The 25142-nt window shown below is 42.0% G+C and carries 23 protein-coding genes and 6 tRNA genes; all 29 read left to right on the forward strand.

All coding sequences use genetic code 11. The features are described 5' to 3' along the window. Positions 1 to 61 precede the first annotated feature (61 nt). The 29 genes from ABIB39_RS08170 (at position 62) to fcl (ending at position 25133) form a co-directional block, all read left to right on the forward strand. Positions 62 to 132 (forward strand) — tRNA-Gln (locus tag ABIB39_RS08170). A gap of 154 nt (positions 133 to 286) precedes the next feature. Then, on the forward strand, positions 287 to 1231 hold the full coding sequence (locus ABIB39_RS08175) for a ribose-phosphate pyrophosphokinase (RefSeq protein ID WP_354428919.1): 945 nt from the start codon (positions 287 to 289) through the stop codon (positions 1229 to 1231). A gap of 42 nt (positions 1232 to 1273) precedes the next feature. Continuing rightward, positions 1274 to 1852, forward strand: a complete 579-nt coding sequence (locus tag ABIB39_RS08180; protein WP_354428921.1) for a 50S ribosomal protein L25/general stress protein Ctc — start codon at positions 1274 to 1276, stop codon at positions 1850 to 1852. Between the two features lie 171 nt (positions 1853 to 2023). Then, a complete protein-coding gene (locus ABIB39_RS08185) occupies positions 2024 to 3880 on the forward strand; it encodes a DUF5005 domain-containing protein (protein WP_354428923.1) in 1857 nt (618 codons plus the stop codon). Positions 3881 to 3979: 99 nt separating this feature from the next. Further along, positions 3980 to 4540 (forward strand): aminoacyl-tRNA hydrolase, encoded by a 561-nt coding sequence (gene pth / locus ABIB39_RS08190; RefSeq protein ID WP_354428925.1) that lies wholly within the window; start codon positions 3980 to 3982, stop codon positions 4538 to 4540. A 77-nt stretch (positions 4541 to 4617) separates the two neighbouring features. Continuing rightward, on the forward strand, positions 4618 to 4815 hold the full coding sequence (locus ABIB39_RS08195; protein WP_354428926.1) for a DUF2683 family protein: 198 nt from the start codon (positions 4618 to 4620) through the stop codon (positions 4813 to 4815). Continuing rightward, positions 4791 to 5072, forward strand: coding sequence for a Txe/YoeB family addiction module toxin (locus ABIB39_RS08200; RefSeq protein ID WP_354428928.1), 282 nt, complete (start codon positions 4791 to 4793; stop codon positions 5070 to 5072). Before ABIB39_RS08195 ends, ABIB39_RS08200 begins: the two co-directional genes overlap by 25 nt. Positions 5073 to 5117: 45 nt before the next feature. Continuing rightward, a complete protein-coding gene (locus ABIB39_RS08205) occupies positions 5118 to 5462 on the forward strand; it encodes a Spx/MgsR family RNA polymerase-binding regulatory protein (protein ID WP_354428930.1) in 345 nt (114 codons plus the stop codon). 148 nt (positions 5463 to 5610) lie between these two features. Beyond that, positions 5611 to 7563, forward strand: coding sequence for a M1 family metallopeptidase (locus ABIB39_RS08210; RefSeq protein WP_354428931.1), 1953 nt, complete (start codon positions 5611 to 5613; stop codon positions 7561 to 7563). A gap of 106 nt (positions 7564 to 7669) precedes the next feature. Continuing rightward, positions 7670 to 8353 (forward strand): peptidase associated/transthyretin-like domain-containing protein, encoded by a 684-nt coding sequence (locus ABIB39_RS08215; RefSeq protein ID WP_354428933.1) that lies wholly within the window; start codon positions 7670 to 7672, stop codon positions 8351 to 8353. Between the two features lie 95 nt (positions 8354 to 8448). Continuing rightward, positions 8449 to 8643, forward strand: coding sequence for a 30S ribosomal protein S21 (gene rpsU, locus ABIB39_RS08220; protein ID WP_354428935.1), 195 nt, complete (start codon positions 8449 to 8451; stop codon positions 8641 to 8643). Between the two features lie 89 nt (positions 8644 to 8732). Next, entirely contained in the window at positions 8733 to 9647 is a 915-nt protein-coding gene (locus ABIB39_RS08225) for a phage lytic cycle repressor MrpR family protein (RefSeq protein WP_354428936.1), read from the forward strand. Positions 9648 to 9659: 12 nt separating this feature from the next. Beyond that, on the forward strand, positions 9660 to 10007 hold the full coding sequence (hpf, locus tag ABIB39_RS08230) for a ribosome hibernation-promoting factor, HPF/YfiA family (protein WP_354428937.1): 348 nt from the start codon (positions 9660 to 9662) through the stop codon (positions 10005 to 10007). Between the two features lie 240 nt (positions 10008 to 10247). Continuing rightward, positions 10248 to 10320 (forward strand) — tRNA-Thr (locus ABIB39_RS08235). Positions 10321 to 10384: 64 nt separating this feature from the next. Further along, a tRNA-Tyr gene (locus ABIB39_RS08240) sits at positions 10385 to 10465 on the forward strand. Positions 10466 to 10548: 83 nt separating this feature from the next. Further along, positions 10549 to 10621: transfer RNA gene (locus ABIB39_RS08245), tRNA-Gly, on the forward strand. Between the two features lie 86 nt (positions 10622 to 10707). Further along, positions 10708 to 10779 (forward strand) — tRNA-Thr (locus ABIB39_RS08250). A gap of 58 nt (positions 10780 to 10837) precedes the next feature. Then, on the forward strand, positions 10838 to 12025 hold the full coding sequence (tuf, locus tag ABIB39_RS08255) for an elongation factor Tu (protein ID WP_354428939.1): 1188 nt from the start codon (positions 10838 to 10840) through the stop codon (positions 12023 to 12025). A 122-nt stretch (positions 12026 to 12147) separates the two neighbouring features. Then, a tRNA-Trp gene (locus ABIB39_RS08260) sits at positions 12148 to 12218 on the forward strand. Positions 12219 to 12235: 17 nt separating this feature from the next. Further along, positions 12236 to 12430: a preprotein translocase subunit SecE gene (gene secE / locus ABIB39_RS08265; RefSeq protein WP_067059686.1), complete on the forward strand. Its 195-nt coding sequence runs from the start codon at positions 12236 to 12238 to the stop codon at positions 12428 to 12430. A 13-nt stretch (positions 12431 to 12443) separates the two neighbouring features. Continuing rightward, positions 12444 to 12986 (forward strand): transcription termination/antitermination protein NusG, encoded by a 543-nt coding sequence (gene nusG / locus ABIB39_RS08270; RefSeq protein ID WP_354428941.1) that lies wholly within the window; start codon positions 12444 to 12446, stop codon positions 12984 to 12986. A 177-nt stretch (positions 12987 to 13163) separates the two neighbouring features. Beyond that, positions 13164 to 13607 (forward strand): 50S ribosomal protein L11, encoded by a 444-nt coding sequence (rplK, locus tag ABIB39_RS08275; RefSeq protein ID WP_354428943.1) that lies wholly within the window; start codon positions 13164 to 13166, stop codon positions 13605 to 13607. Positions 13608 to 13630: 23 nt separating this feature from the next. Further along, positions 13631 to 14329: a 50S ribosomal protein L1 gene (gene rplA, locus ABIB39_RS08280; protein WP_354428945.1), complete on the forward strand. Its 699-nt coding sequence runs from the start codon at positions 13631 to 13633 to the stop codon at positions 14327 to 14329. 2 nt (positions 14330 to 14331) lie between these two features. Next, positions 14332 to 14850: a 50S ribosomal protein L10 gene (gene rplJ / locus ABIB39_RS08285; protein WP_354428946.1), complete on the forward strand. Its 519-nt coding sequence runs from the start codon at positions 14332 to 14334 to the stop codon at positions 14848 to 14850. A gap of 57 nt (positions 14851 to 14907) precedes the next feature. Further along, positions 14908 to 15291, forward strand: coding sequence for a 50S ribosomal protein L7/L12 (gene rplL, locus ABIB39_RS08290; RefSeq protein WP_354428948.1), 384 nt, complete (start codon positions 14908 to 14910; stop codon positions 15289 to 15291). 212 nt (positions 15292 to 15503) lie between these two features. After that, positions 15504 to 19307, forward strand: a complete 3804-nt coding sequence (gene rpoB, locus ABIB39_RS08295) for a DNA-directed RNA polymerase subunit beta (RefSeq protein WP_354428950.1) — start codon at positions 15504 to 15506, stop codon at positions 19305 to 19307. Between the two features lie 121 nt (positions 19308 to 19428). Beyond that, the gene (gene rpoC / locus ABIB39_RS08300) at positions 19429 to 23715 is read left to right on the forward strand and encodes a DNA-directed RNA polymerase subunit beta' (protein WP_354428952.1); all 4287 of its coding nucleotides are present in this window, start codon (positions 19429 to 19431) and stop codon (positions 23713 to 23715) included. A gap of 68 nt (positions 23716 to 23783) precedes the next feature. Then, the gene (locus tag ABIB39_RS08305) at positions 23784 to 24095 is read left to right on the forward strand and encodes a DUF3467 domain-containing protein (protein ID WP_354428955.1); all 312 of its coding nucleotides are present in this window, start codon (positions 23784 to 23786) and stop codon (positions 24093 to 24095) included. A gap of 108 nt (positions 24096 to 24203) precedes the next feature. Continuing rightward, the gene (gene fcl / locus ABIB39_RS08310) at positions 24204 to 25133 is read left to right on the forward strand and encodes a GDP-L-fucose synthase (RefSeq protein ID WP_354428957.1); all 930 of its coding nucleotides are present in this window, start codon (positions 24204 to 24206) and stop codon (positions 25131 to 25133) included. Positions 25134 to 25142: the final 9 nt, after the last annotated feature.

Here is a 25142-nt window from a genome sequence, read left to right on the forward strand (position 1 = left end):
TTCTCAAAAATCGTCCTATATTTGCATTCCTTTTCGGGATGGCTTACAAACCAAAGGAGATTGCCTGATAGTATAAAGGTAGTACGACGGTTTTTGGTACCGTTTGTCTAGGTTCGAATCCTGGTCGGGCAACATAGAAATTTCGGATTTCGGATTTTTAATTTCGGATTTACTTCCAAGATGAAAATCGAAATCCGATTGTTTTTTATACGGGGTTGGTGTACTTGGACTAACGAAATAGGATGTTAAAATCCGAAATCGTAAATCGTAAATCCGAAATAAGAAGATGCCTTTACAGTTTAATACAGTTAAGCTATTTGCAGGGTCGGGTTCTAAGGAACTGTCAGAACACATTGCTACATCATACGGGCAACCGCTTGGCGATGTAGTTTTGTCTCGTTTTAGCGATGGCGAATTTCAGCCCCATTTTAACGAAAGTATCCGTGGATGTGATGTGTTTTTGATACAAAGCACACACCAGCCTACCGATAACCTGATGGAACTGCTGATGATGATAGATGCCGCGCGCCGCGCATCTGCTCATTACATCATTGCGGTTATCCCTTACTTCGGTTTGGCCCGCCAGGACAGGAAAGATAAGCCGCGTGTTGCCATAGGCTCGAAACTGGTAGCAAATTTATTAGTAGCAGCAGGTATTAACCGTATTATGACGATGGACCTGCACGCTGCACAGATCCAGGCATTTTTTGATGTACCGGTAGATCACTTAGATGCATCTATCATATTTGTACCTTATATAAAAAGCCTTGGTTTGGGTAACATAACCATTGCATCGCCGGATATGGGTGGCTCTTACAGGGCGCGCAGTTTCGCGAAGTTTTTTAATGCCGAAGTTGTAATTTGTGACAAACGCCGCAAGCGCGCAAACGAAATTGAAAGCATGACCATCATTGGAGATGTTACCGATCAGGATATTGTACTGATAGATGACATTTGCGATACAGCAGGTACGCTTGCAAAAGCAGCCGGCTTAATTATGGAGCGTGGTGCACGCAGCGTTCGCGCGGTATGTACACACCCGGTATTATCAGGTAAGGCCTATGAAACTATCGAAAACTCGGCATTAACCGAACTGATAGTGACCGATACCATACCATTAAAACATAGCAGCCCTAAAATAAGGGTACTTACCACCGCCGATTTGTTTGCAAAAGCAATAAGCAACGTAAACGAGCATGGCTCGATAAGCCAGCTTTTTAAAGTAGATTAAAAATATCCATACCATGTTGGTGTGGCTTTGAATAAATAAATAATGAAATCATTTGCTATTAGCGGTTCTCCAAGAGAGAACGTAGGGAAAAGAGACGCTAAAGGACTGCGTTACCAGGGCTTAGTGCCTGCAGTACTTTACGGTGGTGCAACACAAACCCACTTTGCAGTGTCCGCAGCTGATTTGAGAGCCGTAGTTTATACTCCGGTTGTTCATTTCATCGAAATTGAAGTTGCTGGTGTTAAATCACAAGCCATCATTAAAGATATGCAGTTCCACCCGTTAACGGAACAACTTATCCACATCGACTTTTTATTGTTAGATGAAAAGAAACCTATCACTATTGAAATTCCTGTAAAATTAACAGGTACTTCTCCGGGTGTTAAAGTGGGTGGTAAATTAGTTCAAAAACTAAGGAAACTGCGTGTTAAAGCATTACCGAAAGATCACTTGGATAACATCGAAGTGAGCATCGAAGCCCTTGAGGTTGGTAAATCAGTAAAAGTTAACGAGATCAACTTGCCTAACCTTACTATCACCAATTCACAAGAAGATACAATTGTATCTGTAACCACTTCACGTGCATTACGCCAGGCTGAGCAAGAGGCAGGCAAAAAATAATTTATCGGAATTTAACCGATTTGAATTTATTGAAAAGCGACGGTATCTACCGTCGCTTTTTTTATGCGTATGGTTTTCTCTAAAACAGTTTATAAAAATATCTTTCAAAAAGTTTGCTAAAACGATTTACATTTATAAATTTGCTAAACCAATTTAGCATAGACCGTCATCATGAAGAAAGTATTACTACTGCTTACAGCAATTGTACTAACTATGTCCTGTTCTAAGGATAATTACAAGAGATTCCCCAGCCCGGGAAGAATGATCAAACAATTCGCGCTTGCCGAGGGGCAAATGGGCCCGGCAGTGTTTGATAACGTTAAACATACAATAACCGTTACCGTGTATAAAGGGGCTAACATGGCCGCTTTAAAAGCCAACATGGTTATCTCCGATGGGTCGACAGTGTCGCCTGCATCGGGGGCAAGCTTTAACGCTACTTCGCAAAAGCAGGTATTTGTAGTCACCGCCGAATCCGGCGAAAAAATCGACTGGAATGTTGAATTTAAAGTATTTGATTTTAATAATTCGGACTATGGCGTATTTGCCATTGCAGCTACTAATGGCAAGATGCTACAGGTAGCGGGCAATTACACCTACAATGAGAAATATAAGGATAATCAAAAGATAGAAGCCGGAACAAGTTTAAATGTAATGCCGCTTTGGCAAAAATGGCACCTCATCTATAATAGCACGGCCGGGGGGGTAAGATATTACCAGATCCGGAATTTATACACCGGTAAGTTTATAAATGCAGGTACGGGCGCCCTGGCGGGTGCCGAGGCTGAGCAATACCGTGAATCGGCCGCTGCAGGCGAGTTGTGGACAGTTGGGCAATCATCAACTGTAGGTGTATTTAATATCATTAATAAAAATACAGGTTTGGCACTAAGCACATCGGCCGCAGACGTTAAAGTAACACTGGAAAAGGCGGATGATAAAAGCGGCAATCAACAATTTACCTTTATGCCATTGCCCGAACAAGCCTACAGAGATGATGCGGCAATTGGGTTTTTTGAGAGAAATAACTCAAGCCAGGGTTCGGTAGCGTTTGATCAGGGTACCAGTGTGCCGCTAAGCAATGGCAAAGTTCTGTGGATCACCCAAGATGCGTGGGACGGATCGAGACTGCGCGATAATCATAAATTTGCGTGTTCGGACTTCTTTAATTACAACAACTCGGTAATGATACAGCCAACGGCAACCGACTGGAACCCCGATCATACCACTAACATGACGATACCAAACAGCGCGCATGGCCGCCCAAGGCAGATCTTTAATAACCAGCCGGGTACAGATTGGTCATGGCCGGGATTAGGTGTGCAGATAGGCAACGACGTTTGGGTACAGTGCGGCGAGGGCAGGGGCTTGGGTGCCACCAACCAGTCGCTGTACAAGCTTACTCCTAACGCAGGCGACGAATGGTCGGCTGTACGTAATACTCCAGCCGGTATGTCGGGTCAAACAGATATAAGCTATTCATCAGGTATGGTAAAGGGTAACGATGGCTATGTGTACTCTTTCGGTTCGCAGGGTTTTAACTTTGGCTATGGCCAAAATATTTTTGTAGCCAGGTTTAAACAAACCGATCCATTGACGTGGGCGTTTTGGGACGGCACTTCATGGGTAAACACGCCTACTACCAGCGATGCGGCAAAAATTGCCGTAGGGCCGGGTAATAATAGTATCTCATACCTCAATGGTAAATACATTATGATGTCAATGGATCAGGGTTTTAACTGCGAAACTAAGCGCGATATTTATATATCCACGTCGACCAGCCCAACGGGCCCGTTCACCGCGCAAAAATATATTTATACGGTTAGCGAATATTTTGGCGGTAAATATGCGCGTTACTATACGCCGTCTATTCACCCGGAATCGGTTAACGGCCATAACGAACTGTTATTAACCTTTTGTTTGAACTTCTCGGGCTGTGGCGTTACAGATTGCCAGGAAGGTTATCTCGACCCTTATTACTACCGTGTAAAAAACATCCGTGTGCCTTATTCGGTAGTAGGATTGTAGACAGTAAGTAACTGATAAGCAAAATATGATAGCGATGGGGTTTAAACCCATCGCTATTTTTGTATAATTGCGCTTTAAATCCCTGTTAAGGGTAGGCTTATGAAATATTTGATAGTTGGGTTAGGAAACATTGGGCCGGAATATGCCGATACCAGGCATAACATAGGTTTTATGGTGCTTGATGAAATGGCAAAGCAGGAAGGGGCAAAGTTTTATACCATGCGCCTGGCTGCTTACACCGAAGTGAACCATAAAGGCCGCACCCTTCACCTTATTAAGCCTACCACCTACATGAACCTTAGCGGCAAGGCCTTAAATTATTGGATGAAGGAACTGAAGATCCCTGTTGAAAATGTACTGGTTATTGTGGATGATATTGCTTTGCCATTGGGCACGCTCCGCCTTAAACCAAAAGGTAGCGCCGCGGGGCATAATGGTTTAAAACACATTGAGGCGACCCTGGGTAATAACGAATATGCACGCCTGCGTTTTGGTGTGAGCGATAACTACCCTAAAGGCCGCCAGGTTGATTACGTGCTAAGCGGTTTTGATGATGACGAGAAACCCGAACTGCCTGCATTGATAGACCGCTCGATAGAAATGATTAAAAGTTTTGCCACCATCGGTACGGAGCTTACGATGACCAAGTTTAATAAATAAGATTATCCTCGAAGCTTCGTGTAAATATGCCTGATATTTGAGGTTTAAGCTTTGGATATAATTGATTAAATTTGAATATGACAACATTAATAATGCATCCTCAAAATAAAGAGCAGTTAAGTGCTTTAAAGGCTGTTGCTAAAGCATTAAAAGTAACTGTGGAAACAAGCCCTTATGACCCTGAATTTGTATCAATGGTAAAGAAGGCAAGTAAAAATGGTAATTACATAGAGGTTGATCCAAAAGACATATGGGGCAGTTTAAACTTAAAGTAGAGGAACTGGCCCAAAAACACCTAAAACAGCATTACACATCAGGTGATAAAGGAACAATCAAAAAGATTGAGAAAATACTAGTCGAACTTTCACAAGATCCATATACAGGTATTGGTAATCCAGAACAGTTAAAGTATGAGCTTGCCGGATTTTGGTCAAGGCGCATCAATCGAAAAGACAGATTAATTTATAAAGTTGAAGAAGACATTGTAACGGTTTTTGTTGTATCGGCGATGGGACATTATAATAGCAAATAGTCGTTTCTATTCAACCTTAAAAAAGATTATATCCAAGTAATATTAATGAAAGTTTACGGCATTACAAACTGCAATACGGTAAAAAAAGCGCTCGATTGGTTTAAGGCCAATAATGTAGCTTACGAGTTTCACGATTTTAAGAAACTGGGCGTTAGTGCCGATAAACTGACCGAGTGGGATAGCAAGGCCGGCTACGAAAAGTTCATGAACAAGCAAGGCCTTACTTACAAGCAGCTGGACCCCGAAGTTAAGGCGGGTGTCAAAACCAAAGATGATGCTCTGAAGCTACTACAAGAAAAAACCAGCATGATCAAGCGCCCGGTTGTAGAGAATGGCGATTTTCTTTCCTTTGGTTTTGACGAGCAGGTTTACAACAGTAATTTGAAATAATCATACAAATTATAGCTGTGGTGCCCAAAACACTAATCGCCTAACAATCAGCTATCGTAATTTAATTATTACAGATAAATAAATCTCGTAATAGCTAATCCAATAATTAGTATAATTGTCCTTGTTTTTACCAAATCATTAAAAAATTATGAAATTTAAACTAATTGCCGGTTTTACGCTGGCATTTATGTCTGTAAACGGCATTAGCCAGGCGCAGCAGGCCCCGGTAAGTAATTATAATTACCATGAGGCATTCGCGCCGTTCTTCTATAGTAAAAATGGTAACGAGTTCCGCGCAGCAGATGGCCAGCCGGGCGCTAAATACTGGCAAAACCGTGCCGACTACCAATTGTCGGCCACCCTTAACGATCAAAACAACGAGGTTACAGGTGCCGAAGTCTTAACGTACACCAACAACAGCCCGCAGAAACTGGATTTCTTGTGGATGCAGTTAGACCAAAACTTATTTAAATCAGACTCTCGTGGTACAGCTATAATACCGCCAAGCGGAAGCCGTAACGGCGGCCGTGGCGCTTTATCAGGCGGTGGCTACAATATCAAATCGGTTAAAGTGGGCGATACCCCCGTTAAGTTTTTGATAAATGATACTCGTATGCAGGTGTTTTTGCCAACGGGCGTTAACCCTAACGGTGGCCAGGTAAAACTAAATATCGAATACTCATTTGTAGTTCCTGAATATGGGTCTGACCGTACCGGGATCCAAAATACAAAAAATGGTAAGATATACACAGTAGCCCAATGGTACCCGCGCATGTACGTTTATGACGATATCATGGGCTGGAATACGTTGCCTTATACCGGCCCCGCAGAGTTTTACCTGGAGTATGGTGATTTTGACCTGAGCATTACTGCCCCGGCAAATCACATTGTAGTAGCATCGGGCGAGTTGCAAAACCCACAGGATGTATATACCCCAGAGCAAGTGAAACGTTGGGCACAGGCTGAGAAAAGCGAAGCAACAGTAATTATCCGTTCGGCAAGCGAGGTTACCGAGGCATCATCGCGTCCGGCCGGTAAAAAACAACTTACCTGGAAATTCAAAATAAAGAATGCCCGTGATGCTTCTTGGGGTTCATCCGCATCATTTATTGTTGATGCAGCCAAAATGGTTTTACCAAGCGGTAAAAAATCAACAGCAATATCTGCCTACCCGGTAGAAAGCAATGGCAATGATGCTTGGGGCCGTTCTACCGAGTACGTAAAAAAATCAATAGAGTTTAACTCGCAAAAATGGTTCGAATACCCTTACCCTGCTGCTACTGCTGTTGCCGGTGTTGTTGGTGGTATGGAGTACCCGGGCATTGTATTTTGTAGCTGGAAAGCAAAAAAACGTGATTTGTGGGGCGTTAACGACCATGAATTTGGCCACACCTGGTTCCCGATGATAGTTGGTTCTAATGAACGCTTATATGGTTGGATGGACGAAGGCTTTAATACCTTTATCAACACGCTTAGTACCGCCGACTTTAATAAAGGCGAGTATGCGGGCAAAAAGCAGGATATGGAAAAAATGGGCGCGTTTTTAACCAGCGATGCCATGGAGTCTATCATGAGCTCCCCGGAGAACCTAAAAGAAGCAAATACAGGTTTAATGCTATACTTTAAACCCGGTACAGGCTTAACCTTATTGCGCGAGCAGATCTTAGGCCCCGAGCGTTTTGATTATGCTTTCCGTACGTATGTGGCGCGTTGGGCATTCAAACACCCTACACCTGATGATTTTTTCCGTACAATGGAGAACGCAAGCGGCGAAACCTTACAATGGTTCTGGAGAGGCTGGTTCATTAACAACTGGCGCCATGATGTTGGCGTGCGCGACGTTAAATACGTTAGTGGCGATGCATCAAAAGGTGCTTTGATCACTTTAGATAACCTTGATAAACTGGTTATGCCGGGTATCCTTGAAATTAAAACCGTTAGCGGAAAGGTAGAGCGCCTTAAACTACCTGTTGAGATCTGGGAACGCAACTCCACGTTTGTGGTAAAGTACCCGTCGACAGAAGAGATCCAATCTGTTACCTACGACCCTGATAAAGTATTGCCGGATTATAACCCCGACAACAATGTTTGGAAAAAGTAATAATATTGAAAAACCCGGCTTAGGCCGGGTTTTTTGTTGATTTGAAGTTTTAATTTGAAACCTTTGCCCGGCAAAACAGGTTTAACTGTTAGCTAATCCATCAGCCATGAAAAAACTACTTCCCCTTATCATTCTGTTAGTAACCGTAACGTCGCTTGCCGGTGCGCAAGGTACATTTAAAGGTACTGTTTACGAACATGGCACCAACACACGTTTACCCGATGTTTTTATAAAGGATATCACCAATAAGCAAGTAAGCATTACGGATAAGAAGGGGAACTTTGGCATCCGCGCCGCGGCGGGCCACACGCTTATATTTAACTCGCCGGGATATGTATCAGATACTTTGTATTTGGTTGATATGGCTCCAAAAAAGATAGAACTGGTAACCTCAATGATATCTTTAAGAGCGGTAAACATTACGGCTACCCGCACTACATTTAACCCAAGGGAAGAATACCCGGATGTTTACGAGAAAAGCAAGGTGTATGCCTTTTCGCCATCTACCTGGTTTAGCGGCGAAGGTAAAAAAGCCCGTAGGTTAAAACGCTACTTTCAGCGCGAATCTGAAGAGCGGGCAATTGATGCCGCCTTTAGCCCGGCTTATGTAACCAGCCTGGTGCCTTTAAAAGGGAACGACCTGGAAAACTTTATGACTATGTTTAGGCCCAGCTATGCCTTTTTGCGCGGGAATAACAACGAATCGATGGTGGCTTATATAAATGATAGCTACAAAAAATTCATGGCTTTGCCGGTTGATAAACGTGCGCCTCAATCGCTGAAGCAATAGGCTATTAACCGGGCCTAAAAAATATAAAATATTGTATTTCAGAATTAAAAGTAATTTCCTACCTTTGACGTCCCTGAAAGGAGGTATTTGGAATTATGATCATTATTAACGTAAAAGACGGCGAATCATTAGACAAAGCATTAAAACGCTTTAAAAAGAAATTTGAAAAAACGGGTGTTTTAAGAGAACTGCGCAGTCGCCAGGCTTTCGAGAAAAAATCTATTACCCGCAGGCATGAAATTAAACATGCTATCTACAAGCAGAATATGAATTTAGAAACTGCTGTTTAATTCTTCTCCGGAAAGAATTTTACAGATTTTCTTGTCACTATAAAAAAACTATTTGTACATTCAATTTATTGGGTGTTCAAATAGTTTTTATGTTTTTAGACAAGTTTATACAGTACATCAGTTTTGAGAAAAGGTACTCGCCCCATACTATATTAGCTTACCGAAGCGACCTGGAGCAGTTCGTGCTTTTTTTGAACCCTCCCAACACCACACCACAAGTTACCCATCCATCAGAAATTACCCATCACGACATCCGCAATTGGATGGTCGGCCTTATGGATAATAAGCTGCTGGCCCGTTCCGTTAACCGCAAAATTGCCACGTTGCGTAAATATTTTAAGTTTTTATTGCAGGACGGGGTAATAACCACCAACCCAACATCGCGCGTCAACGCGCCAAAAGTGCCCAAGAACCTGCCAACCGTTGTTGACGGGGAAAAACTTATGGGTATGCTTGACGGTAGGATGGATACCGGTGACGAGCACATATTCGCAAACGATTTTCCCGGCCTGCGCGATAAATTGGTTATCGAGATGCTTTTTGGCACAGGCATGCGCCTTGCCGAAATTACGGGTATAAAAGATGAAGATATTAATTGGTACGAAGCCACTGTTAAAGTTTTAGGTAAACGCAACAAACAGAGGATAATACCTCTTAATAACGAGCTTATACAACTGTTAAAACGGTATGATGAGGCAAAAAAAGCTGAAAATTTTCATAACAATTCCTTAACGTTACTCGTTACAAATAAAGGAGCAAGCGCATATCCAAAGCTTATATATTTAATAGTGCAAAAGTATCTGTCATATATATCAACTCAGGATAAACGCAGCCCCCACGTGTTAAGGCATACGTTTGCAACCAGCCTGTTAAATAAAGGTGCCGATTTAAATGCGATAAAGGAGTTGTTGGGCCATGCTAACTTAAGCGCGACGCAAATTTATACGCATAATTCAGTAGAACGACTTAAATCTATTTATAAACAAGCCCATCCAAAGGCATAAAAAGGAGGAAAAATGAAAATTACCACGCAATCTATTCACTTTACAGCAGATCAGAAATTATTGGATTTTATACAAAAAAAGGTGGATAAACTGGAGACCTTTTTTGATAACATCATAAGTGGTGAAGTATATTTGAAATTAGAGAATGTAGATGACGAGGCAAACAAGATAACGGAGATAAAGCTTTTGCTGCCCGGTAGCCAAATTTTTGCAAAAGAGAAGTGCAAAACGTTTGAAGAAGCTACCGATGTGGTGGTTGAAAGCCTTCGTAAGCAGATAGAAAAATATAAAACAAAAAAATCTATAGCTGCCGAAGCTGCTAAAAAAGCGGCCCTTATTACGGAAGAAGATGATTTTTAAGCATATATGAACGCTAAAACTAAGCGTGGATCGGCAGGTTTAAAGCCTGCCGATTTTTTTTGCAAAAATATTTTGTACAGCCTTAAATTTTTGTAGATTTGCAATCCCTTTCAGAGAGGGCTTAACAGCCACTCAGTTTATTGAAAGGGTGGTTCTTTAGAAAGAAAAAAAATAGCGCAAATAATTGCAGCCAAAAACCAAAACGTCCGAAATGGTAAATAGGTGATGGTAACAATTTAAGCCTCCTTAGCTCAGCTGGTAGAGCGACTGACTTGTAATCAGTAGGTCATTGGTTCGATCCCGATAGGAGGCTCTGTTTATTTCGGAAATACGGTACTTAGCTTCCAATTGAGTATTGTAAATCCGAAATCAACAATGGGGGGATACCAGAGCGGTCAAATGGGGCGGACTGTAAATCCGCTGCTTCGGCTACGAAGGTTCGAATCCTTCTCCCCCCACGATGAATATCCAGATATGCTAAATTCTAAATCTTAAAATTTGTTTTAGGGTTTAGAGTTTAGTTTTTGGAGTTTAAAAAATTGCGGAAGTAGCTCAGTTGGTAGAGCGATAGCCTTCCAAGCTATAGGTCGAGAGTTCGAACCTCTTCTTCCGCTCTGAAAAAAAAAGTGAGCAGCGCACGGTTCACAGCAAGCAGGTAACTGCGAACTGATAACTTTTAATTGCGATCTGAACAATACAAGCCGACGTAGCTCAGGGGTAGAGCACTTCCTTGGTAAGGAAGAGGTCATGGGTTCAAATCCCATTGTTGGCTCATAATTTAATAGATTATAATTTTTAAGAATAAATTAACCTACAAACAAATATAAATCATGGCAAAAGAAAAATTTGACCGCAGTAAACCGCACTTAAACATCGGTACAATCGGTCACGTTGACCACGGCAAGACAACTTTAACTGCAGCTATAACCAAAGTGTTAGCAGATGCAGGTTTATCAGAAGCTCGTTCATTTGATTCAATTGACTCGGCTCCTGAAGAAAAAGAACGTGGTATAACGATCAACACAGCACACGTTGAGTATTCAACTGCAAACCGTCACTACGCTCACGTTGACTGTCCAGGTCACGCGGATTACGTGAAAAACATGGTTACAGGTGCGGCTCAGATGGATGGTGCAATCATTGTTGTTGCTGCTACAGATGGTCCAATGCCTCAAACTCGCGAGCACATCCTTTTGGCTCGTCAGGTAGGTGTACCTTCATTGGTTGTATTCATGAATAAAGTGGATATGGTTGATGATCCAGAATTATTAGAATTAGTTGAAATGGAGATCCGTGAATTATTATCATTCTACGATTTCCCTGGCGACGATATCCCTGTTATCCAGGGTTCAGCATTAGGCGGTCTTAACGGCGATGCTCAATGGGTAGGCAAAATTATGGAGTTGATGGATGCTGTAGATAGCTACATTCCAATCCCTCCACGTTTAACTGAGCTTCCTTTCTTGATGCCTGTTGAGGACGTATTCTCGATCACTGGTCGTGGTACTGTTGCAACCGGTCGTATCGAGCGTGGTGTTATTAACTCTGGTGAGCAGGTTGACATCTTGGGTATGGGTGCTGAGAACTTAAAATCAACCGTAACTGGTGTTGAGATGTTCCGCAAGATCCTTGATCGTGGCGAAGCTGGTGACAACGTAGGTTTATTGTTACGTGGTATTGAGAAAACTGATATCCGTCGTGGTATGGTTATCTGTAAACCAGGTTCTGTTAACCCTCACACTGATTTCAAAGCAGAGGTTTACGTATTATCAAAAGCAGAAGGTGGCCGTCACACGCCATTCTTTAATAAATACCGCCCGCAATTCTATTTCCGTACAACAGACGTTACAGGTGAAATCACCTTAGCTGAAGGTGTAGAAATGGTTATGCCTGGTGATAACGTTACAATCAATGTAAAATTGATCAACGCTATCGCTATGGAAAAAGGCTTACGTTTCGCTATCCGTGAAGGTGGCAGAACTGTAGGTGCTGGTCAGGTAACTGAAATAGTAGCATAATTACATCTGCCTATGGCAGAATAAACGGTTAATTTTTGTGTAAAGTACCGGGACTTTTGTCTCGGTACTTTATTCACAATAAGTAAACACAACAAATTTCTCCAATTTTGGAGATAGTATACACGGGAATAGTTCAACGGTAGAATAGAGGTCTCCAAAACCTTTGATCAGGGTTCGAATCCTTGTTCCCGTGCATAAGCAATTAATAAAATGGCAGGCGTAGCTGAATATATTAAAGAATCATACATCGAGTTGACCGAGAAAGTAACCTGGCCAACCTGGAGAGAATTGCAAAACAGCGCCGTATTGGTGTTAATAGCTGCAATTATTATTGCTATGGTCATTTTTGGTATGGACCAGATAATTGGTTATTTGCTTAATCAGTTTTATACTTCACTAACCTAATTATATATAATAGATGAGTGATCAATTAAAATGGTACGTAGTTAGGGCCATCAGTGGTAAAGAAAAAAAGGTAAAACAATATATAGACGCTGAAGTAAGCAGGTTAGGAATTACACATATGGTACCCCAGGTACTTATCCCTACCGAAAAATATTACCAAATGCGCGATGGAAAGAAGATTGCTAAAGAACGCAATTACTTCCCGGGTTATGTATTGATGGAGGCCTCACTTGACGGCGAACTGGAACACATTATCAAAAATGTGAACAGCGTAATTGGTTTCTTAGGCGATAAGCAAGGTAATGCCATCCCTTTACGCCAGGCCGAAGTTAACCGTATTTTAGGTAAGGTTGATGAGATGAGCGCACAAGGCGAAACCATGAACGTGCCATATTACGTTGGAGAAAACGTTAAAGTAATGGACGGTCCATTCAACGGTTTTAGCGGTGTAATTGAAGAGGTTAACGAAGAGAAAAAGAAACTAAAAGTTATGGTAAAGATCTTCGGGCGCCGTACGCCGCTTGAATTGAATTACATGCAAGTAGAGAAAGAATAGTAGTATCAAGTAGCTAGTATCAAGTAGCAAGACATTGCCGCAAGAGATACGCAAATGATACATTAATAAAATATAAGGGATCCTGATACTTGATACTAAGTACTTGATACCAAAACAATCTTAAATGTTACTTAGCTTCCACTTACTAACATTGAGTTATAATTAAAACAAATCAAAATGGCAAAAGAAGTCGGTGCGATGGTAAAGCTACAAGTGAAGGGCGGCGCTGCAAATCCATCTCCTCCAATTGGCCCAGCATTGGGTGCAAAAGGTGTGAACATTATGGAGTTTTGCAAGCAGTTCAACGCACGTACCCAGGATAAACCTGGTAAAGTGTTACCTGTAGTTATTACTGTTTATGTCGACAAGTCTTTCGATTTTATCATTAAAACCCCCCCTGTAGCAATACAACTTTTAGAAGTTACCGGCTTAAAGGGTGGTTCGGCTGAACCCAACCGTAAAAAAGTTGCCAATGTAAATTGGGACCAGGTTGAGACAATAGCCAAAGATAAAATGACTGATTTGAATGCATTTACAGTAGAATCAGCCATGAGAATGGTGGCAGGTACTGCCCGCAGTATGGGGATAACCGTATCAGGTACGGCACCCTGGAATAATTAATTAATACAAATCAGTTAAAGACAGTGGCTAGATTAACAAAAAATCAAAAAGCGGCACTCTCCAAAATTGAGGCTAATAAAACGTACACGTTAGAAGCAGCGTCATCGCTGGTAAAGGAATTAACCAATACCAAATTTGACTCATCTGTAGATATTGATGTACGCTTAGGTGTTGACCCTCGTAAAGCCAATCAAATGGTCCGTGGTATTGCAACATTGCCTCATGGAACCGGCAAAACTGTACGTGTATTGGTGCTTTGTACTCCAGATAAGGAACAAGAAGCAAAAGATGCAGGTGCGGATTTCGTAGGTTTGGATGATTATATTGCCAAGATTGAAAGCGGATGGACTGATGTTGATATTATCATTACTATGCCAAGCGTTATGGCTAAGGTAGGTCGTTTGGGTCGTATATTGGGCCCGCGTAACCTTATGCCAAACCCTAAATCAGGAACAGTAACACCAGAAGTTGGTAAAGCTGTAACTGAGGTAAAAGGTGGTAAGATCGATTTCAAGGTTGATAAAACCGGTATCATCCACACTTCAATAGGAAAAGCATCTTTCACTGCTGAGAAAATTTATGAGAATGCATTAGAAGTTTTGCAAACTATCTCTAAATTAAAACCATCAGCAGCAAAGGGCACATATTTTAAGAGCATACATATCTCTTCAACAATGTCGCCAGGTATTACAATTGAAACTAAATCAGTAACGGGGATCTAATCATGAATAAAGAAGAAAAACACGACCTTGTTCTTGCCCTTGCTGATCAGATTAAAGAGTACGGTAATTTTTACATTACTGATACTGCTGATCTAACAGTTGCAAAAGTGAATAATATCCGTCGTCAATGTTTCGAGGCTGATATCACCATGCTTGTAGCAAAAAACAGCTTGATCAAAAAAGCTATGGAAGCTGCAGAAGGTGATTTTTCCCCGATATATGATGTATTAAAAGGTTCTTCATCAATACTTTTCTCAAAATCAGCAACTGCCCCGGCAAAGTTGATCAAAGCGTTAAGGAAAAAAGGTGACAAACCGCTTTTAAAAGCAGCATACATTGATTCAGCGATATTTATTGGCGATAATCAATTAGATACTTTGACCAAATTGAAGTCAAAAGAACAATTGATCGGCGAGATAATAGGCTTACTACAATCACCAGCAAAAAACGTTATTTCTGCATTACAATCAGGCGGAAACATCTTAGCAGGTGTTGTAAAAACATTACAAGAAAGAGGTTAACAAACACCTTTAAGTTTGATATTAAACAAAAAGAATTAAGTAAAAAAATAAAATAAAATGGCGGATTTAAAAGCGTTTGCTGAACAGTTGGTAAACTTGACAGTAAAGGAAGTAAACGAATTAGCTCAGATCTTGAAAGACGAGTATGGCATTGAGCCTGCTGCTGCAGCTGCTGCTGCTGCACCGGCTGCTGGTGGTGGCGATGACGCTCCTGCTGCTGCTGCTGAGCAAACTGCATTTGACGTGATCCTGAAAGAAGCAGGTGGTTCAAAATTAGCAGTTGTTAAATTAGTAAAAGACTTAACTGGCTTAGGTTTGAAAGAAGCTAAAGATTTAGTTGACGGTGCACCTAAAGAGGTTAAAACCGGCGTAACTAAAGAAGAAGCTCAATCTTTGAAAGCTCAATTAGAAGAAGCTGGAGCAGTAGTTGAGGTTAAATAATTTAACCTAACACCAAATAGCATCAGACTCCGACCATTTTTGGTCGGGGTCTATTGCTGTTTATACACTTTACTAAAAGGTTAAGGGCATTAGATCTGAGATTTGAAACCGCCGTCGTTATCAAATGATAAACACAGGTTTCAATTTAGGCCCTCAAATCTCATCTCATTTCTCACACAGTATACAGGTTTAATAAATTAAATTATAACACCTTGGCAAACAATAATAACCAAAGAGTAAACTTTGCAACCAGCAGAAAGGTACTTGATTACCCCGATTTCCTGGACGTACAGTTACAATCTTTCCAGGAATTTTTTCAATTGGAAACCACGTCAGACAACCGCTACAAAGAGGGGTTGTTTAAAGTATTTGCCGAAAACTTTCCTATTTCAGATTCAAGGAACATCTTCGTTTTAGAGTTTCTTGATTATTTTATTGATCCGCCACGTTACGATATACGCGAGTGTATTGAGCGCGGATTAACTTATAGTGTGCCATTAAAAGCAAAACTTCGCTTATCATGTAATGATGCCGAGCACGAAGATTTTGAAACAATTGTACAGGATGTTTATTTGGGTACAATCCCTTACATGACGCCTAAAGGTACATTTGTTATCAATGGTGCCGAACGCGTAATTGTATCTCAATTACACCGTTCGCCAGGTGTGTTCTTTGGCCAAAGCCGCCACACCAACGGTACAAAATTATACTCGGCCCGTGTTATACCTTTCAAAGGTTCGTGGATTGAGTTTGCTACTGACGTTAATAACGTGATGTATGCATACATTGACCGTAAAAAGAAATTCCCGGTTACCACGCTTCTACGTGCTATAGGCTATGATTCTGATAAAGATATATTAGAATTATTTGAGCTTGCAGACGAAGTTAAGGTAAGCAAAAGCGGCTTGAAGAAATTCATTGGCCGTAAGCTTGCTGCGAGGGTGCTTAAAAAATGGGTGGAAGATTTCGTGGATGAAGATACCGGTGAAGTGGTATCTATTGACCGTAACGAGATTATCCTTGAGCGCGAAACCGTATTGGAAGACGATCACATCGATATGATCATCGACGCGGGTGTTAAAACCATCATCCTTAACAAAGAGGATGCTGCTACCAGCGGTGATTATACTATTATATATAACACGTTACAAAAAGATACTTCGAACTCTGAGAAAGAAGCGGTGGAGCACATCTATCGCCAGTTACGTAACGCTGAACCACCTGATGAGGAAACTGCACGTGGTATCATCGATCGTTTATTCTTCTCTGATAAAAGATATGATTTGGGCGATGTGGGCAGGTACCGCATCAACCGTAAATTAAAGTTGAATACTTCTGATGAAACAAAAGTATTAACCAAACAGGATATCATCGCGATTGTGAAATACCTGATCAAATTGATCAACTCAAAAGCTGAGGTGGATGATATTGATCACTTGTCTAACCGTCGCGTTCGTACCGTTGGTGAGCAACTTTACGCACAATTTGGTGTTGGTTTAGCGCGTATGGCCCGTACCATCCGCGAGCGTATGAATATTCGTGATAACGAAGTGTTCACACCAACCGACCTGATCAATGCACGTACACTATCATCTGTGATCAACTCGTTCTTCGGAACAAACCAGTTATCACAGTTTATGGACCAAACCAATCCACTGGCAGAGATTACGCACAAGCGTCGTCTGTCAGCCTTAGGCCCCGGCGGTCTGTCGCGTGAGCGTGCAGGTTTCGAGGTTCGTGACGTTCACTACACCCACTACGGTAGGTTGTGTACTATCGAAACCCCCGAAGGACCGAACATTGGTTTGATATCATCACTTTGTGTACACGCCAAGATCAATAACTTAGGCTTCATCGAAACCCCGTACAAACGTGTGGTTGAAGGTGTGGTACAGGTTAACGAGCCGGTTATTTACTTATCTGCAGAAGATGAAGATGGTAAAACCATTGGTCAGGCCAACGCTTATTACGATGATAAAGGTGTATTTGCCAACCCACGTGTTAAAGCGCGTTTTGAAGGTGACTTCCCTATTATCGACCCGGATAAGTTAGACTTGATGGATATTGCGCCAAACCAGATCACCTCTATCGCGGCTTCATTAATTCCGTTCCTGGAACATGATGATGCTAACCGTGCATTGATGGGATCTAACATGCAACGCCAGGCTGTGCCATTGTTACGCCCCGAGGCGCCAATTGTAGGTACAGGTTTGGAAGGCCGTGTAGCAAAAGATTCCCGTACCCTTATCAACGCCGAAGGCGATGGTGTGGTTGAGTATGTTGATGCTACCGAGATCAAAATCAAGTATGACCGTAACGACCTTGATCGTCTTATATCTTTTGATGGCGATACAAGAAGCTACTTGTTAACTAAATTTAAAAAGACCAACCAAAGTACTACCATTAACTTGAAACCGATTGTTAAGAAAGGTCAACGAGTTACTAAGGGTGAAGTGCTTTGTGAGGGCTATGCAACCCAGAATGGTGAGCTTGCCTTAGGCCGTAACCTTAAAGTGGCATTCATGCCTTGGCAAGGTTACAACTTTGAGGATGCGATCGTAATATCTGAGCGTGTAGTATCTCAGGATATATTTACATCACTTCACGTTGAAGAATTTGAACTTGAAGTGCGCGATACAAAACGTGGCGAAGAGGAATTGACACCGGATATCCCTAACGTATCAGAAGAAGCTACTAAAGACCTTGACGAAGACGGTATTATCCGTGTAGGTGCCGAGGTTAAAGAAGGCGATATCCTGATAGGTAAGATTACTCCGAAAGGTGAATCAGACCCTTCACCGGAAGAGAAATTGTTACGTGCTATATTTGGTGATAAAGCCGGTGATGTTAAGGATGCATCTTTAAAAACTCCGCCGTCAATTGCTGGTGTTGTTATCGATACAAAATTATTCTCTCGTGCTAAGAAAACCACTAAGGCGGAAGAAAAAGCTCAAATTGAAAAACTTGATGCTAAACATGATAAAGCTGTAAAAGATCTTAAGAACACTCTTATCGAGAAATTATTTGAGATAGTTAACGGCAAAACATCACAAGGTGTTTACAATGTTTACAAAGAGCTGTTTGTAGCTAAAGGCGTTAAATTCACTCAGAAAATTTTGGCTGAGCTTAGCTACGAAAGCATCAATCCAACAAAATGGACAACTGATGATGATAAGAACGACCAGATAAAAACTTTGCTTCACAACTATAACATTAAAGTGAACGAAGAACTGGGTGCTTACCGTCGCGATAAGTTTGCCATTAGTGTAGGTGATGAGCTTCCATCAGGTATCGTACAAATGGCTAAAGTTTACATCGCTAAAAAGCGTAAGCTTAAAGTAGGTGATAAAATGGCGGGCCGCCACGGTAACAAAGGTATTGTTGCACGTATTGTACGTGACGAGGACATGCCTTTCTTAGAAGATGGTACCCCGGTTGATATTGTGTTGAACCCATTGGGTGTACCTTCACGTATGAACCTTGGCCAGATCTATGAAACAGTATTAGGTTGGGCAGGTAAAGAACTTGGCGTAAAATTCGCAACCCCTATTTTTGATGGTGCGAGCCATACCGAAGTAGAGGAGTGGGTTAAAAAGGCAAATTTACCGGAATCTGGCCGTACCTATTTATACAATGGTTTAACCGGCGACCGTTTTGACCAGCAAACAACTGTAGGTATTATCTACATGCTTAAACTGGGCCACATGGTTGACGATAAGATGCACGCGCGTTCTATCGGGCCATACTCACTTATTACACAACAGCCATTGGGTGGTAAAGCCCAGTTTGGTGGTCAGCGTTTTGGTGAGATGGAGGTTTGGGCATTGGAGGCATTTGGTGCATCAAACATCTTACAGGAAATATTAACCGTTAAATCGGATGATGTTGTTGGCCGTGCCAAAACTTATGAAGCTATTGTTAAAGGTGAAAACTTGCCTACCCCATCAGTTCCTGAATCATTCAACGTATTGGTTCATGAGTTAAGAGGTTTAGGTTTGGATATCACATTAGAATAAAGGTTGTTGTAAAGTTGTAAGGTTTGAATGTTGAAAGGTTAACGCCAAAACATTCCAACCTTATAACATTTCAACTTTGCAACATTCCACCTTTCATCAACTTTAAAAATCAAAGTAGACTATGTCTTACAAAAAGGATAATAAAATCAAGAGTAATTTCACCACAATTACCATCAGTTTAGCCTCTCCGGAGTCTATCCTTGAGCGTTCAAGCGGTGAAGTTTTGAAACCTGAGACCATTAACTACCGTACCTACAAACCCGAGCGTGACGGTTTGTTCTGCGAGCGTATTTTCGGTCCGGTTAAAGATTACGAATGCCACTGTGGTAAATACAAACGTATCCGTTACAAGGGTATAGTGTGTGACCGTTGTGGTGTTGAAGTAACTGAGAAAAAGGTACGCCGCGAGCGTATGGGCCACATCAATTTGGTGGTGCCTGTTGCGCACATCTGGTATTTCCGTTCGTTACCAAACAAAATTGGCTATTTACTGGGCTTACCAACAAAACGGTTAGACCTGATCATCTATTACGAAAGATATGTAGTTATACAGCCTGGTGTTAAAGAATCTGACGGGATCTCTAAAATGGATTTCCTGACAGAAGAAGAATACCTGGATATATTGGATACTTTACCAAAAGAAAACCAATACCTGGATGATAAAGATCCACAAAAATTTGTGGCTAAAATGGGTGCAGAGGCATTAGAAGAATTGTTGCGCCGCATCAATTTAGATGAGCTTTCATACAACCTACGCCACCAGGCAGCTAACGAAACTTCACAACAACGTAAAAACGAAGCGCTAAAACGCTTGCAGGTTGTTGAGGCTTTCCGCGGGGCAGCTACCCGTATCGAGAATAACCCATCTTGGATGATCGTTAAGATCGTTCCGGTTATCCCGCCGGAATTGCGCCCGTTGGTACCATTGGAAGGTGGCCGTTTCGCTACTTCCGATCTGAACGATTTATACCGCCGTGTAATTATCCGTAACAACCGTTTAAAACGTTTGATCGAGATAAAAGCACCGGAAGTTATATTACGTAACGAAAAACGTATGTTACAGGAAGCTGTAGATTCGTTATTTGACAACTCACGTAAAGTTAACGCGGTAAAAACTGAAGGTAACCGTGCCCTAAAATCACTTTCAGATATCCTGAAAGGTAAACAAGGTCGTTTCCGTCAAAACTTACTTGGTAAACGTGTGGATTACTCGGCACGTTCGGTAATTGTTGTAGGCCCTAACTTAAAACTGCACGAGTGTGGTTTGCCAAAAGATATGGCTGCTGAGTTATTCAAACCATTTATCATTCGTAAGATGATAGAGCGTGGTGTGGTTAAAACAGTAAAGTCTGCAAAGAAAATCGTTGACCGTAAAGACCCATTAGTTTGGGACATTTTGGAAAACGTATTAAAAGGCCACCCTGTATTACTAAACCGTGCGCCAACGCTGCACAGGTTAGGTATTCAGGCTTTCCAACCAAAACTGGTAGAAGGTAAGGCTATACAATTGCACCCGTTAACCTGTACCGCCTTCAACGCGGATTTTGATGGTGACCAGATGGCTGTGCACGTACCACTTGGTAACGCAGCAATTTTGGAAGCCCAGGTGTTAATGCTTGCATCACACAACATCTTGAACCCTGCCAACGGTACGCCTATTACAGTACCTTCGCAAGACATGGTGCTTGGTTTGTACTACATAACCAAAGGCCGTAAAACAGATGAAGGACGTGTGGTAAAAGGCCAGGATCTAACTTTCTACTCGTCTGAAGAAGTGATCATCGCTTACAACGAAAGAAAGATCGACCTGCACGCCTTTATCAAGGTTAAAGGAAAAATTAAAGATCGCGATGGTGTAATCGTATCTAAAATAATTGAAACCACCGTAGGCCGTGTGTTATTTAACCAACACGTGCCCGAAGAAGTAGGTTACATTAACGAACTATTGACCAAAAAATCATTACGTGATATTATTGGCGAGGTGGTTAAAATAACCGGTATGGCACGTGCTGCCCAGTTCCTTGATGATATTAAGGAGTTAGGTTTCCTTATGGCATTCCAGGGTGGTTTATCATTTAACTTAAAGGATATTAATATCCCTGAAGAAAAAGTGACTTTAATTGCCCAGGCTTCTAAAGAAGTGGAAGATGTTATGGGTAACTATAACATGGGTTTCATTACCAACAACGAGCGTTACAACCAAATTATCGATATCTGGACACGTATCAACAACCGCTTAACCGCGAATGTGATGAACATCCTGAGCAACGATAACCAGGGCTTCAACTCGGTTTACATGATGCTTGACTCTGGTGCACGTGGTTCTAAAGAGCAGATCCGTCAGCTTGCAGGTATGCGTGGTTTGATGGCTAAGCCTCAAAAATCAGGTTCGGGTGGTGAGATCATCGAAAACCCGATCTTATCTAACTTTAAAGAAGGATTGTCGGTATTAGAGTACTTTATCTCTACCCACGGTGCGCGTAAAGGTTTGGCGGATACAGCGTTAAAAACTGCGGATGCTGGTTACTTAACCCGTAGGTTGCATGATGTTGCGCAAGACATGATCGTAGGTGAGGTTGATTGTGGTACCCTGCGTGGTATTTACACAACTGCATTAAAAGATAATGAGGATGTTGTTGAGCCGTTATATGACCGTATCCTGGGCCGTACTACATTACATGATGTACATGACCCTATCACTAACGAATTATTGATCAAAGCTGGTGAAGATATCACCGAAGAGATCGGTAAAAGAGTAGAGAACTCACCTTTAGAAGGTGTTGAGATCCGTTCGGTATTAACATGCGAAAGCAAACGTGGTGTATGTGCATTATGTTATGGCCGTAACCTTGCAAGCGGTAAACGCGTGCAAATGGGTGAGGCTGTAGGTGTAATTGCTGCACAATCGATCGGTGAGCCGGGTACACAGTTAACGTTACGTACATTCCACGTGGGTGGTACGGCGTCTAACATCGCGGCCGAGTCTCAGATCAACGCTAAATTTGATGGTGTTATCGAGTTTGAGAACGTACGTACAGTAGAATACAAAACAGAAGAAGGTATAGTTGACGTGGTATTGGGTCGTTCAGGCGAGTTCCGTATCATCGAAACCGGTACAAATAAGGTTATTGTTACCAACAACATCCCATACGGTTCATACCTGTATATCAAGGATGGTGCTAACATTACCAAAGGCGAACGTATATGTTCATGGGATCCGTACAATGCGGTTATTATCTCTGAATTTGCCGGTATCACCACATTCGAGGCAGTATTGGAAGGTATCACATTCCGCGAGGAAAGTGATGAGCAGACCGGTCACCGCGAAAAGGTAATTATCGATACCAGGGATAAAACTAAAAACCCTGTTATACAGATAGCCGATACAAAAGGTAACATCATTAAAGGTTACAACATCCCGGTAGGTGCCCACATTTCTGTTGAAGAAGGTGAGAAACTACAAACAGGGCAGGTTATTGCTAAAATTCCTCGTTCAACCGGTAAAACGCGAGATATTACAGGTGGTTTACCACGTGTAACCGAGTTATTCGAAGCACGTAACCCATCTAATCCGGCTGTAGTAACCGAGATTGATGGTGTGGTAACTTTAGGTGGCGTTAAACGTGGTAACCGCGAAATGACTATCGAAAGTAAAGACGGCCAGGTAAAAAAATACCTTGTGCCATTGTCTAAACACATCCTTGTACAGGATAACGACTTTGTTAAAGCAGGTATGCCATTGTCTGATGGTTCTATCTCTCCGGCAGATATCCTTGCAATTAAAGGCCCTGCTGCAGTACAAGAGTACCTTGTTAACGGTATCCAGGAAGTTTACCGCTTACAGGGTGTAAAAATTAACGATAAGCACTTTGAGGTGATTGTTCACCAGATGATGCAGAAAGTTGCCATTGAAGATGCCGGCGATACCCGTTTCCTTGAAAGGGAAGCAGTTGACAGCTGGGATTTCATGACCGAAAATGATGAGATGTTCGACAAGAAAGTTGTTGTTGAGCCGGGTGAATCAGCATCTTTAAAAGCTGGCCAGATCATATCATTGAGGAAACTAAGGGACGAAAACTCTATCCTGAAACGTAAAGATTTAGCTTTAGTTGAAGTTAGGGATGCTATTGCAGCAACGTCGAGCCCGATGTTACAAGGTATCACAAGAGCATCATTAGGTACCAAATCGTTCATCTCAGCGGCATCGTTCCAGGAAACTACAAAAGTACTGAACGAAGCAGCCATAGCAGGTAAGAAAGATTTAATGCTTGGCCTGAAAGAAAACGTTATTGTTGGTCACTTAATTCCGTCAGGAACCGGTTTACGCGAATACGAAAATATCCGTGTAGGTTCTCAGGAAGAGTTTGATCGCCTGATGGCTTCAAAAACTGAGGAAGTGGAAGCTTAATCAGATTTTTTAAATACTTTTGCAAAGCCTTCTGTGAAAACGGGAGGCTTTGCTATTTTTATACAATTATGGAAGAACAAAACGAAAACCAGATCAACATCGAGCTTACCGAAGAGGTGGCAGAAGGTGTTTACGCCAACCTGGCCATTATAACTCATTCCAGTTCGGAGTTTGTATTAGATTTTATTCGGGTGATGCCGGGTGTACCAAAGGCAAAAGTAAAATCGCGCATTGTGCTTACACCGGAACATGCTAAGCGTTTGTTAGCCGCATTAGAAGATAATTTAGAAAAATTTGAAGCCGCTAATGGCCGCATCAAGATCCAGAACGAACCAACCGGTTTCCCGATGAATTTTGGCGGGACGATGGGGCAAGCTTAAGTAGTAAGTTAGTTCACTTGTTCATTGGTTTATTAGTGTAAAGTTTACTTAATATTCACCGTATATTACCAATGAACTAATGAGCTAATGAGCCAATGAACCAACCAAATGAAAAAAGACGATAAAATATACATTGCAGGGCATAGGGGTATGGTGGGGTCTGCTATTATGCGTAAGTTGCAGGCTGAGGGGTTTACAAACTTTGTTACCCGCACATCTGCCGACCTTGACCTGCGCGACCAGCCTGCTGTTACGGCCTTTTTTGAGCAGGAAAAACCCGACTACGTTTTTTTGGCAGCAGCTAAGGTAGGTGGCATTGTAGCCAATAATACCTATCGCGCCGAATTTTTGTACGATAACCTGCAGATCCAAAATAACATTATCAACTCGGCGCATGTCAGCAGTGTTAAAAAGCTGATGTTTTTGGGGTCGAGCTGTATCTATCCAAAATTGGCGCCGCAACCTTTGCATGAAGATGCTTTATTGACCGGATTGCTCGAGCCTACAAACGAGCCTTATGCCATCGCTAAAATAGCGGGTATTAAAATGTGCGATGCTTACCGCGCGCAATACGGCAGTAATTTTATATCGGTTATGCCTACCAATTTGTATGGCTATAACGACAACTATCACCCACAAAATTCACACGTGTTGCCGGCGCTTATCCGCAGGTTTCACGAAGCTAAAACAAATGGCGCGCCCGAGGTTGTGATTTGGGGAAGCGGCTCGCCACTACGCGAGTTTTTATTTGCCGATGATCTTGCTGAAGCTTGCTACTACCTGATGCAGAATTTTGACGAAGCCGGTTTTATCAATATTGGCAGCGGGAAAGAGATCACTATAAAAGACCTCGCCCTGCTCATTAAAAAAATTATAGGTTACGAAGGCGAGTTAACTTTTGATAGCACCAAACCCGATGGCACGCCACGCAAACTGATGGATGTGTCAAAACTGGCCGAAAAGGGATGGACGTATAAAACAGAACTGGAAGACGGCATCCGCCTGGCATACGCTGATTTTCTGAGCAAAAATAAATAGTAAGAGTTT

This window comes from Mucilaginibacter sp. UYP27, assembly GCF_040547175.1.
Lineage (GTDB): Bacteria > Bacteroidota > Bacteroidia > Sphingobacteriales > Sphingobacteriaceae > Mucilaginibacter.